This window comes from Priestia aryabhattai (genome assembly GCF_023715685.1).
In the GTDB taxonomy this organism is placed as follows: Bacteria; Bacillota; Bacilli; order Bacillales; family Bacillaceae_H; genus Priestia; species Priestia aryabhattai_B.
Map to the genome: position 1 here is coordinate 50063 of NZ_JAMBOQ010000003.1, position 12792 is coordinate 62854.

The following is a 12792-nucleotide window of genomic DNA, read 5'->3' on the forward strand; positions in this document are numbered from 1 at the left end:
CGAGTTAAATAAATACATAAAAAAGTTTTTAGAGACGGTGGAAATAAATAGATAAATGTACAGGAGTATTTTATATAGTTACATACTATATGATTAGCTGATTATTGTTATAGGGCATTAAAGTAGCAAAATACGATAGAAAGTTCTAATTAGGAGGCTTTAAAATGGATCCAATGAGAGAAGAGTTAGGGATATTATCTGATAAAGAAATGACATTGCAAACTCTTAATCTGAATAATATACCGTCTGTTGAATTAGTTGACCCCAAAACCTGTTCATATCCAGTGATAGGGAGGAAGCATGGTCACCATAGCGGAAGAGATATTGTTATCGTAAATACAAAGGACCAAGCAATATATGAAGGATATGATTATTTTACGAAAATATATGCAATAGACAAAGAATATTGTCTAGAAGTGGAAGGGCTGAGCGTAAAAACAGTACAAGTAGTTACTAGTGAACATGTTGTATTTAATGAAATACCCATTCGAACGCAAGCCTTTGGGTGGAAATTAGAACAGATAAACAGTATGGATGTACCGGAAATGTTGATGAACGTAGCCATTCGAGCGCTCTACGTAACAGGGGCTAAAAGCGGCTTTGTTAAAATGGGGATATTAGAAAATGGAGAGTGTATTGTCACAGATATTAACTCATCAGAAAGCGAATGGATAGAAAATCCGTTAAAACCTAGTGTTCCTTTTAGCATGGGTGCTGATGTTGAGTTTATGTTAAGTTGTGATGGGGAGCTTCTACCAGCTTCTACTTTCTTTTCTGTTGAAGGTCCAGTAGGTTGTGATGAAAGGCAAATAGAGCAAGATAGCGGTGAGTATGCATTAGTAGAAGTTAGGCCTGAAAAAGCTAATTCATCAACAGAGTTATTTGAGAATATCCAAAAATTAATAGAAAAAGCATCTGCACAGGTACCATATGAAAATGTTCATTTTCGGGCAGGCAGCATGCCGTTTTCAGGGTATCAATGTGGGGGACATATTCATTTTGGCATTCCGCTTTCTTTATCCTTATTAAGAGCTCTTGACCACTACCTTGCTATCCCAGTAGCGCTGATAGAAGAATCTAAGACCGCTAAACTCAGACGGAAAACGAACCATGGAGGTCTTGGACGCTATCGTGAGAAACCGTATGGATTTGAGTATTTAACTTTAAGCTCTTGGATTATCGACCCTAGAATTACTCTCTCCACTTTAGCTCTTGCTCAGCTAGTTGCTACCCATCATCATGAATTAAAAAGCGAATTTTTATTTCACCCACTTACGCAGCGTGCCTACTATCAAGGGAATAAAATCTTTCTTAAACGGATGTGGAAAGATATCAAAGCGAATCTTATGAAAACATCTAGCTATCCACAATATCAAAATGAACTATCTTTTCTATTTGAAATGATAGAAAAAGAAATTCCTTGTGATGAATCAAATGATATTCGCGGGAATTGGAATGTAAAGATCTCTAAAGAAATCTATGACCGCGGATATATTATCCAAATCCCCAAAAAGCTCCGTTTAAAATACGGCCTCAAAGAGGGGCAGTCTACGATTGTTAGTGCAGGAAAGGCAATATCAACTGCAACTGTTCATTCTTATCCTTTTTCATTTCGCCATTCAAATATGGTTCAACTCTCTAAATCTCTCCGTGATAAACTATCTCTGCCAAAAGATTGGTGCCCCAAGCTATCAGCTTCAGAAGGCATCATAACTTTAGGTCCTATCATTGGCATTCTTGCTAACCGTCCTTTTGAAAGACAAACAACTTATTTCCATCATCTATGTCGCTTAGCAAATGAAAAGCGAATGCTTGTATATGTGTTTGAACCCGAAGATATTGATTGGGAGAAAAAACTGGTTAAAGGAACAACCATTAACGGTGAAGGGCTTTTTCCTTTTCCTGCTGTTATTTATGATCGTTATTTCATAGATGGTAGAAAAAATATTTTAATAGATGAAGTAAGGGCAAAACTTCAGGCGATTTATAAAATTCCTTTTGTTAATTCTTCAAACTTGTTTCAGCTTACTGGAGATAAGTGGGCAACATATCAACTTCTTATGAAAGAATATGAAGAATTTCTTCCAGAGTCACGTCTAGTAAAAAAATCTGCTGACATTGCGGAAATGCTTGATAGCTACGGAGAAGTTTATTTAAAACCGCTTGGCGGGGCCTTAAGTAAAGGAGTCATGCGCATAGTTCGCCGACCAACGGGCATCTTTTGGTTTGATCTTAATAAAAAAGAGTTGCATCAATTCAGTAATATGGAAGAATTATTTACTTTGCTCTCTCCTTTGATGAAAAACAATCCTTATCTTGTTCAAGAAGGAATTCGCAGAAAACAGCATAAAGATAAAAATTTAGAAATACGGGTTTATATGCAAAAAAATGAAAAGCAAATTTGGCTTCGAACGGGTATGGTTGCTCGTCTCACCGGTGAAGATGTGCTAACGGAAGATTCTGAAACGAATATGCGCCTCAGTAAAATATTGAACAGTTTATACCCTGATCCAACAGACAGAAGGCTCGTTATAAATCAATTAGCTAAAATATCTAAAAATATTGTTGCAACAGTAGAGGAGAAAGTGGGTCCTTTTGGGGAGCTGGCAGTAGATTTATGTATAGATCAGTATGGTTCCATAAAGTTACTCGAAATAAATGCAAAACCAGATAGTCTATTCTCACAAATTAGAGCCTATAAGCTGCGTACTTTGGCGGGGATTCGTCTGCTCAATTATGCGTCTTCACTGGCGGGTTACGAAGAAGAAAAGGAGGATTTAGCATGAAGAACTTCACATTAAATGAAATCCTTAAACAAACGGGGGGAGACCTTTGTTATGGATCAGGAAATCCTGTTATTAAACATACTATAAACTACGCTAAAAAGGATATAGAGGATCATACACTAATCTTTCATTTAGATAGAGAACCGATTAGAGGGAAGTATTGGAAAGAAAATCATTCAATTGTCGTTATAACAGACCGCCCGGAGCTGTGCACGAACTTAGAGGGAAATATTATTCTTGTTAAAACAGCTCAATTAGAAGATGCTTATTGGAAATTTATCGAATACTACCGAGGGCTTTTTGATCTTCCTGTTATTGGTGTGACGGGAACTTGTGGAAAAACGACCACTAAAGAGATGATCCGACAAATATTAATTGAAGATTATAAAGTGAAAGCTACGTGGATGAGTATGAATTCTATGTCTGTAAATCTACGTTATTTAACAGGTATTGATGATACGACAGAAGTAGCTGTTTTTGAGATGCCGGTCGCTTACCCAGGCTATCTAAAAGTTGCGTGCCGCTACTTTCAACCACAAATACGAATCTTATTAAATATAGGCATCCACCATCTCGCTGATTGTGAAACACCTGAAGAATATATGAAAGCAAAAGCCGAAATTGTAGAAGGCTTAGATCCAAATAGCGGCATTTTGATTTTAAACGCAGATGACGAAAATATTAAGAGAGTGCTTGATGTGAGTCATTTTCAAGGCGTTGTATATATAGGAAAAAATGATGATTCACAATTTCAAGCAAAAGATATTAAATATGCCAATGGGGGAATGGCTTTTACTTTAAAGCACCAAAACAAAGAGTACGACGCTTTTATCCCTGGATATGGTGAACATAATGTGTATAATGCACTGGCTGCCATTGCTGCTGTATTTTATGTTGGCGTTGATATTTCCGTTGCCATACAAAGACTTAGCTTATTTGAACAAGTAGAAGAACATTTGGAATTTAAAAGAGGAATGAACGAGTGTACGGTAATTAATGACACGTGGAACTCTTCACCTTTATCGATGGCTACAGCTCTTAAAGTTCTTAGTGATATGTCAAAAGAAAAACAATCTATCGCTTTATTAGGTTACATGCCTCAGCTAGGAGAAGGGCCTTATGCAATTAAACAATACGAAGAGATGGGGAAAAAAGCAGCGGAATCCAAAATTGACATTCTAGTTATAGTAGGAGATGAAGCAAAAGCTATCGGCACAGGAGCTTTAAAGTTTGGAATGGCTCCTAATAAAGTCTATTTTTGTAAGACCGGTGATGAAGTACACAATGTTTTAGCTCCGTATTTAAATGAAAATACAATACTTCTATTAAAAGTAACGCATCGTGTTATGAAAAAACCTACTTTTAAAGAATTAAGAAATAAACTTATTCCAGACAACGAAGAGTAAAAGGAGGATAGAAATGAAGAAGACTAAACAGCTACGAGAGTTGATAGAAAGTAAACAGCTAGAGTTTATTATGGAGGCTCACAGTGCGCTATCTGCAAAGATTGTAGAAGAAGCGGGATTCAAAGGGATATGGGCCAGTGGCCTGTCATTATCTGCAGCACTGGGTGTAAGAGATAATAACGAGGCTTCATGGACACAAGTATTAGACATATTAGAGTTTATGAGTGACGCAACGTCCGTTCCAATTCTTCTTGATGGCGATACAGGCTATGGGAATTTTAATAATGCAAGAAGATTGGTTAAGAAATTGGAGCAACGAGACATTCCAGGAGTGTGTATTGAAGATAAATTGTTTCCAAAAACAAACTCATTTATTAAAGGTGAAGCACAGCCACTTGCAGATATTAATGAATTTTGCGGCAAAATTAAAGCAATGAAAGATAGTCAACAAGATGAAGATTTTGTAGTGGTATCGCGCGTAGAAGCTTTTATTGCAGGGTGGGGGCTGAAAGAAGCTTTAAAGCGTGCAGAAGCTTATCGCCAAGCGGGAACCGACGCTGTTTTGATTCATAGTAAAAGGTCAGATATGACAGAGATTGAAGCTTTTATGAAAGAGTGGGGAAACAGGCTTCCGGTTATTATTGTTCCAACCAAATATTATTCGGTTCCAACTGATAAATTTAGAGATTTAGGAATTAGCTTGAGCATTTGGGCCAACCATAACTTAAGATCTTCCATTACAGCTATGCAGAAAACGTCCGCTCAGATTTATTACGATAAAAGTTTGATTAACGTAGAAAAAAATGTCTCTCCGCTTGAGGAAGTTTTCCGTCTTCAAAAAGCTGAAGAGCTTGATATTGCAGAGCAGCTTTATTTAAGCTCTTCTAATCATAGCACGAACGCTATGATTCTGGTAAAAGAATCAGCAAATAAAGTTTTAATAACTGAGCAGATGAATCAGTTAAAAAGAGTCGGCGTGACAAATATTATAAAAGTAGATAGTAACAAAGCTATGGAGGATAAGGCGTTTCCTAATAAAGGAGAATTATATCATCTTTATGCTGCAAGAGATAAGCTAGGAACTGCTACTTTAATAAGCGATAGTAACATCGTGTATAAAACACATGTTTTTGAGGAGTTAATTCATGAAAGTGGCGATATCACTATCGTAGCAGGAGCTGATTACGAGTTAAAAGGGAATCAAACATCTTATGTAACCGCTAAACTTCCCTATTCCAAACAGCTGTATTCCAAAACAGTAGACTTGATTCAAATGTCATGCAATCCAAACTCTAAAAACATTCATGGTGAATTCATTGGTCTTTGGAAAGTTTCAGGAAAAGGCACTGAGGTTGTAAAAAGAGCTTTAGAAGAACTGGCACAAAGAAAAGATTTTGCTCAGCTCACGTTCTCTGATTTCTTTAATTATATTAATCTAATTCATCCGGTTGCTGTTAAATATACGATGGGGTCATGGATAGATACCGAAACGTATACAAAGATTCAAAAAGATGGTGGGGAAAATGATTAGTACATCCGTATTTGGAACTCAATTAAAAAAACTAGGTTTTCAATTTTATAGCGGGGTTCCTTGTTCCTATCTTAAACATCTTATTAACTACGCTATCAACGAATGTGAATACGTTGCAGCAGCAAACGAAGGAGAAGCGGTAGCGATTGCTGCTGGCGCATCAATTGCTGGTAACAAAGCGGTTGTTTTAATGCAGAACTCCGGATTAGCAAATGCTGTTTCCCCTTTAACCTCTCTTATTCATCCGTTTAAAATTCCTGTCCTTGGATTTGTCAGTTTTCGTGGAGAACCTGGATTTCCAGATGAACCGCAGCATGAATTAATGGGAGAAATTACTCCTGCCCTGCTAAATACGATGAAAATAAAATGGGAATATTTATCTTTTGATTTTGTGGAAGTTAAAAAACAATTACAGCGGGCTAATCAAGCTGTTGAAAATAATGAAAGCTATTTCTTTATTGTAAAAAAAGGAACGTTTGAGCCAGTTAAGCTTTTAGAAAAATCAATGAAAAACTTTACTCCTAAAATGAAAAGTGAACAGGTAACAACTAACGAGTTACCTTCAAGGTATGAGGCATTACAAGTAGTTAATTCATTAAAAGACAATGATACCATTCAGGTGGCCGCTACAGGAAAAACTGGAAGAGAGCTTTACGAAATAGAAGACGCAAGAAATAATTTTTATATGGTTGGATCTATGGGGTGCGTTAGTTCCATTGGTTTAGGCTTAGCTTTGAGCAGAAATGAAAAAACCATCATTACGATTGATGGAGACGGAGCTTTGCTTATGCGCATGGGAAATCTAGCAACCAATGGATACTATTGTCCGGCAAATTTATTACACATTCTTCTAGACAATCAAACCCATGATTCTACAGGGGGACAACATACGGTCTCTCATAACATTAATTTTGTAGATATTGCTTCTTCCTGTGGGTATCAAAATTCCATTCATGTTCATAACTTAAATGAGTTAGAGACGTATATAAAACAGTGGAAAAGTGATAAAAAATTAACGTTTTTATATCTTAAAATAGCGAAAGGATCTAAAAAGAACCTGGGGCGTCCTGAAATGAAGCCTTATGAAGTCAAAGAAAGATTGCAGGTGTTTTTAGATGATTAAGACAGCTGTTATTCTAGCTGCAGGGATGGGGAGCAGGATTCGTAAAAGAGCTGGAAATCGCCCTAAAGGGTTTTTGATGATTGATGAAAAATCGATTATTGAACATTCCATTTCGAAGTTAGTAGAAGCAGGAGTTAAGACGATTTTTATTGGAACAGGTTATATGAAAGAAGAATATGAAAAGCTAATGCTTAGATACCCTCAAATAAAATGTGTTTATAATTCTAGATACGAAACAACGGGAAGTCTGTTTACGCTGTATCAATTTAAAAATTATATTAAAGAAGATTTTTTACTATTGGAATCAGATGTAATTTATGAAAAAAGGGCTTTGAAAACATTAGTAAACCATTCGAGATCAGATGTAATACTAGCGAGTAAATTGAACGGTGCTGGCGATGAAGTTTATATCGAAACTGATGAAAATAATAACCTTAAGAATATGTCAAAACAAAAAGAAGAGTTGAATAGTATCTATGCAGAATTAGTTGGTTTAACCAAACTCTCTTATGCTACATTTCAGAGACTTTGTGATGAAGCAAATACCCTGTTTCTGCTCAATCAATCGATTGATTATGAATATGGCCTCGTTAAAATTTCAGAAAAAGCAAATGTGTATATTCATAAACTGGACAATTTGGCATGGTGTGAAGTGGATGATGAAGATCACTGGGCAAGAGCAACTACTATTGTTTATCCGATTATTAAAGCTCGAGAAGGCATTCCACATGGCGTTAAGAGAAACATACTCCTAAATCCTGGACCGGCAACTACAACAGATACCGTCAAATATGCTCAAATAGTGGAGGACATTTGTCCGAGAGAAAAAGAATTTGGAGAGACGATGGAATTTATCTCTACTGAATTAACAAAATTTGTTGGGAATCCAGAGAAGTATACTACGGTATTATTCGGCGGATCTGGAACAGCGGCAGTGGAATCTATTTTAAGTTCAGTAATTGATAACGGTACTGTTGTTATTATCAATAATGGTCCATACGGTGAGAGAATGTGTAAAATCGCTGAAATTTATGGGCTGAATTATTTAGAATATAAAAGCTCTGCCGAGCAGGCTATTGATATGAACGACTTAGAAATTTTTATAAAAAAGATTTCAACGAACGTTTCTTATCTGGCGCTTGTTCACTGTGAAACTTCAACAGGGCTTCTTAATGATATTGAACAAATTGGGGAATTTTGTGCAGTGAAAAATATCGAAATGATTGTGGATGCAATGAGTTCGTATGCAGCTGTTCCAATTGACATGCAAAAAATGAATATAAGCTATCTGGCTGCAAGTGCAAATAAAAACCTTCAAGGAATGGCAGGCGTGTCGTTTGTTATAGCAAATAAAGAACGGTTAGAAAAAACGGAGCAAATGAAGCCCCGTAACCTTTATCTTCATTTATATGATCAGTATCACTATTTCCAAATGAATAAACAAATGCGTTTTACGCCTCCTATTCAGACTATTTATGCCTTAAAGCAGGCAATTATAGAAACTCAGTGGGAAGGAATTGAGACAAGATATGAACGCTACTCAAAATCATGGACTACTTTAACTGATGGAATTACTCGGCTTGGGTTAACCTATTTGGTTCCTGAAACACATCATTCTAAAATTATTACCTCTATCCTCGAGCCTTCCGATAAAAAGTATAATTTTGATATCATGCATGATTTTTTTTATAAACAAGGATTTACCATTTATCCTGGTAAAATTGATAAATTAAAAACGTTTCGAATAGCAAATATTGGTGATATCACATATAGAGATATAGAAAGATTTCTTCACCTTCTTGAACAATATCTTAAAGATTTAAAAGGAGAGTGAAAAAAATATGAATCAAAAATTAGCTGTAGCAGTTATGGTGGTAAATCAAGATCATCACGTGCTTCTAGTCAAGAATCATAGACGGGGATGGGAATTTCCAGGCGGTTTTGTCGAAGTAGGTGAATCAATAAGAGATGCGGGTATACGAGAGGTTAAAGAGGAATCTGGAATTGTTATTGAAGTGACAAACTTTCTAGGAGTAGAACAAGATGTTAAAAGGTCTACTACTGTTATTTTATTAAAGGGAAAAGCGATTAGCGGGGAAATTTCTGTCTCCAATGAAACGCAGGGTGTGGGATATTTTACGTTAGAAGAAGCAAAAAACATAATTAAATTAGATAACTTTAAGGATAGAATGGCTAGGTGTCTAAAAGAGACTGAAATACCATTTTTCTATATTTTAAAAGACACAGGCTCCTTTTACGTATAGGCGGGAGGTTTCTGTGTTGTGCTAGAAATGCAGGCTGAACTCGATTAAATAAAAAACTCTCATCGTCATGCGTAGCGATGAGAGTTTTTTATCAGTAAAAGTATCGTTGTTTATTCAGCCGTCGCAATTTCTTCTTCTACATCATGGTCTTCTAAATTAGCATCTAAAAATTCACTTGTTTCCGATAAATTGAGATTTAATTTCGTTTTTTTACAAATTTGAATTGTAACATCTTGAACGGAGACGTCTAAAACATGACCCCCTTCTTTTTTATATTCATCAATGAAGTGCAGGTGGTAGCCGGGAACACCGATGCCTGAAGAATATTCTGGCGTGTAAAAACCTGCTAGTGTTCCATTTACGTCTGAAGATGTAAATGTAGGCTGATCAGCAGCTGCATCTACCATAGAAGGGTAGGGTTTCTCTTGCTTTGCAACAGTGCGTGTTTTTACTTCTTTAAACTTCCCGTCGATGCGAACTGCATAGAATAAATTCGGGCTAGGAATAAGCTCGTTCATTAAGCTTTCTAGTTGTTCACGGTTCATTTCTTTTTCTCCATGGTAAGAGATATCTTCATAAAAGGTTGTCATAATGGCAAAAGGTGTTTTTGCATCTTTACTAATAGGTGCGGCTTTCCCATCAGCAATATGATAAAACTCTCCGTCAAAGGCAATCATTTCACCGTCCAATTGATTAAACGTACCGATGCCGAAATCACCTTTTTTAGCTAAGGCCTTGTATGTGACAACACCGTCAAACACTCCGTCTAATAAAGCAATCATAGTGGAAGTTTGATGAATCGTTAATTTTTCTTTATTGCTCATCCTTTACTCAGTCCTTTCAGTTAATTTGATCTGGTAGTAGCTGTGTATTTAATTTTTCGTTATCCTTATAATCTACAGGCACATCGATGATAACGGGGCCTTGTTCACGAAAAGCGTTTGCTAGAGTGTCAGAAAATTCTTCTGGTGAGTTAACTCTAAATCCTTTGGCACCAAAACTTTCAGCAAGCGTAACAAAGTTTACACTGCCAAACTCTACTGCAGATTTTCGGCCATATTTAATCTGCTGTTGAAAGCCAACCATATCGTAGGTTTGGTCGTTCCAGATAATGTGAACAATCGGTAAGTTTAACCGAACGGCTGTCTCGAGCTCCATAGCTGAAAATAAAAAACCGCCGTCTCCAGACATGGACAGAACTTTTTTGTGGGGGCGAACGAGTGCAGCTGAAATAGCCCAAGGTAAAGCAACACCTAGAGTCTGCATGCCGTTGCTGAATAGTAAATGCTGAGGTTCATAGGAACGAAAATAACGAGCCATCCATATGTAATGCGAACCGACGTCACACGTGATGGTAGTATCATCTTCAACAAAATCCTGCAGAGTTTCAATTAACTGTAGGGGATGAAGGTGAGTATCATTAGAAAACTCGTACTGATCGTCAGATTGTTCTAGTTTTATTTTTAGCGTTTTTAAAAAAGAAGCACTTTCTTTTGAACGTATTAAATTTGGGAGTTTATCCGCTAATATGTCAATCGTGCTTGGAATATCTCCTACTAACTCAATTTCCGGCTGATAATGATGGTCAGCTTGTGCTTGTAAATCACCTAAATGAATAATGCTTCTTAGACTTTCTGAGTTCCAAATAGAAGGAGGATATTCAACTGGGTCATATCCGATTGTTAAGACGACGTCAGCATGCTTCAATAAGACGTCTCCAGGCTGGTTGCGAAAAAGACCTACTCGCCCAAAAAAGTGAGTTTCAAGCTCACGTGAAACAGCTCCTGCACCTTGGAACGTTTCTACAATAGGAAGGGCATGTTTAGCTACAAGTTGACGGATCGATTCGACCGCTTTAGATTTACTTGCTCTCATACCTAAAAGTAAAACAGGTAGCTTTGCTGTGCGAATGGTGTGTATAGCTTGGGCAATAGCGTCTAAATTGGCAGCGCCAATCGTAGGAGTTTTTAAAACGGATAGAGGGGAAGCTGATGTTTCGCTATCCATCACATCCTGTGGCAAGCTGACAAAAGATGCTCCTGAAGGAGAAGAAGCAGCTTCGCGAAAGGCGTCTGTTATCACTTCTGGAACGTTTGCAACCTCTTCTACCTCAACGCTGAATTTGGTGATAGATTTAAATAGCCCTTCATTATCCATTGATTGATGCGTCTTTTTTAATCGATCTGCTCTAGGTACTGCTCCTGCTAAGGCTACCACTGGATCACCTTCAGAAGTAGCAGTGACAAGGCCGGTGGCTAAGTTAGCGGCACCTGGACCTGATGTGACAAGGCAAACGCCCGGCGTACCTGTCAGTCTTCCCATAGCAGCTGCCATAAACGCAGCATTTTGTTCATGGCGACAAACAATTACTTCTGGTCCTTTCTCTTTCAGAACATCAAATACGCCATCAATTTTGGCTCCTGGAATGGCAAAAATATAAGGCACATTCTGACTTGCCAAACTTTCTACTAGTAAATCAGCGCCTTTTTTTGTTTCAGTAGTATCAGCATTACTCATCGTGTATTCTCTCCTTTATGTTTCTTAAATAGGTTTTAAGGCCTGCTGATTGAATACCCAATTTGTATGACAACTAACCAAAGGAAAGAAGAAGGTTTTAATTTTCTAAATAAAAAACTTCCCTATTAATTAGGGAAGCAGGGATGTACCTATTGCGAATAAAACATATCTGTTTTATTTGTAGGTTTATGGTGCTTGAGGCATAGCAAGTGAAATTCCTACGTGGCTCTTATTTGATATGGTTAAAAAGCTTTTGGTAACTAACAATTTTTTGATCTAGCTTTTGACTTAATTTTAAGATCTCACCGTGAGAATAACTGCTTGTTTTTTTAGCTAATTGATAAATATCTGATTGTAAGGCTCGAATTTCTTTTTCTAACTGAGGTTGCTTCATTGAAATCCTCTCCAAGTCAGAATACTTCTATCTTTTATCTAATAGTATGAAATTCCTTCATATTTGTAAAATGTTTTTCGTTTTGAAAAATATGAAATAGGTGAAGAGCTGCTGACAAGCTTTGTCGAATACTTTTTTTACCTGTTTTCAACAAATATGATATACTGAAGCTAGGAAAAATGACAATCTGGAGCGCACGTTCAGTTATTCTTAACAAGCGAATGAATTCTTAGCTTTGACAAGTTTAACTTGTAAGGTGAAGAAATTCATCACATAATCTTATTAGATCTGAACCTTGTCAGCCCGGATGAGGATTTGTCGAAAACGATTCACTAGAAAAAACCTTCGAGACCGCCAACTCGGAGGTTTTTTTATTTTTGTGTATGGGAAGTAAAAAATAGACATAGACTAATAAAGAAAAAGGTCCCGCACCCATAATCGGCTGTAGTTGATTACACCTTGTCCATTTCTGCAAGGAAGCTGTCTTTTTACTATAGGGAAGTGCCGCCAAACACCATTCCCTAAAGACAATCAGCACACGAGCCTTATGGATGAAGAACCTTTTAGACGATACTTATTGGTGATTACTTATTTTACTACTGGAAAAATAGCAAAATAAGAGCGACTATGGCTCCTAAAAGCTCCACGTAAGCCGTTAGGAGCTGAACATTCTCAGCATCTAGGAAAAATGACTTGAGGATTCGTCTCAGACTATCCACCACCTTTTTTTCCTTGCGTGAATTCCCAAGGGAAAGAAAGGGGACGACAGTG

Annotated in this window: 9 protein-coding genes; 6 read left to right on the forward strand and 3 right to left on the reverse strand. The window is 37.0% G+C overall.

Going from position 1 to position 12792, the window contains the following annotated elements:
* Positions 1–164: 164 nt before the first annotated feature.
* Genes M3225_RS13435 through M3225_RS13460 form a run of 6 tightly spaced genes read left to right on the forward strand, consistent with a single transcriptional unit; the run spans position 165 to position 9110 of the window.
* Entirely contained in the window at positions 165–2786 is a 2622-nt protein-coding gene (locus tag M3225_RS13435; protein WP_251394505.1) for a putative amidoligase domain-containing protein, read from the forward strand.
* Entirely contained in the window at positions 2783–4192 is a 1410-nt protein-coding gene (locus tag M3225_RS13440; protein ID WP_251394507.1) for a Mur ligase family protein, read from the forward strand. The genes M3225_RS13435 and M3225_RS13440 overlap by 4 nt, the downstream gene beginning before the upstream one ends.
* A gap of 13 nt (positions 4193–4205) precedes the next feature.
* Entirely contained in the window at positions 4206–5723 is a 1518-nt protein-coding gene (gene aepX, locus M3225_RS13445) for a phosphoenolpyruvate mutase (protein ID WP_251394509.1), read from the forward strand.
* The gene (aepY, locus tag M3225_RS13450; RefSeq protein WP_251394511.1) at positions 5716–6846 is read left to right on the forward strand and encodes a phosphonopyruvate decarboxylase; all 1131 of its coding nucleotides are present in this window, start codon (positions 5716–5718) and stop codon (positions 6844–6846) included. The genes aepX and aepY overlap by 8 nt, the downstream gene beginning before the upstream one ends.
* The gene (locus tag M3225_RS13455) at positions 6839–8680 is read left to right on the forward strand and encodes a 2-aminoethylphosphonate aminotransferase (RefSeq protein ID WP_251394513.1); all 1842 of its coding nucleotides are present in this window, start codon (positions 6839–6841) and stop codon (positions 8678–8680) included. The genes aepY and M3225_RS13455 overlap by 8 nt, the downstream gene beginning before the upstream one ends.
* Before the next feature lie 7 nt (positions 8681–8687).
* Positions 8688–9110 (forward strand): NUDIX hydrolase, encoded by a 423-nt coding sequence (locus M3225_RS13460; RefSeq protein WP_251394515.1) that lies wholly within the window; start codon positions 8688–8690, stop codon positions 9108–9110.
* A 110-nt stretch (positions 9111–9220) separates the two neighbouring features.
* Here M3225_RS13460 and budA read toward each other — a convergent pair whose 3' ends face one another.
* The 3 genes from budA to M3225_RS13475 form a co-directional block, all read right to left on the reverse strand.
* Positions 9221–9934, reverse strand: coding sequence for an acetolactate decarboxylase (gene budA / locus M3225_RS13465; RefSeq protein ID WP_251394517.1), 714 nt, complete (start codon positions 9932–9934; stop codon positions 9221–9223).
* 16 nt (positions 9935–9950) lie between these two features.
* Complete coding sequence (gene alsS, locus M3225_RS13470; protein WP_251394519.1) at positions 9951–11627, reverse strand: acetolactate synthase AlsS; 1677 nt, start codon at positions 11625–11627, stop codon at positions 9951–9953.
* Between the two features lie 229 nt (positions 11628–11856).
* Positions 11857–12021 carry an aspartyl-phosphate phosphatase Spo0E family protein gene (locus M3225_RS13475; protein WP_251394521.1) on the reverse strand — a complete coding sequence of 55 codons (165 nt, stop codon included), beginning with the start codon at positions 12019–12021 and terminating at the stop codon, positions 11857–11859.
* Positions 12022–12792 lie beyond the last annotated feature (771 nt).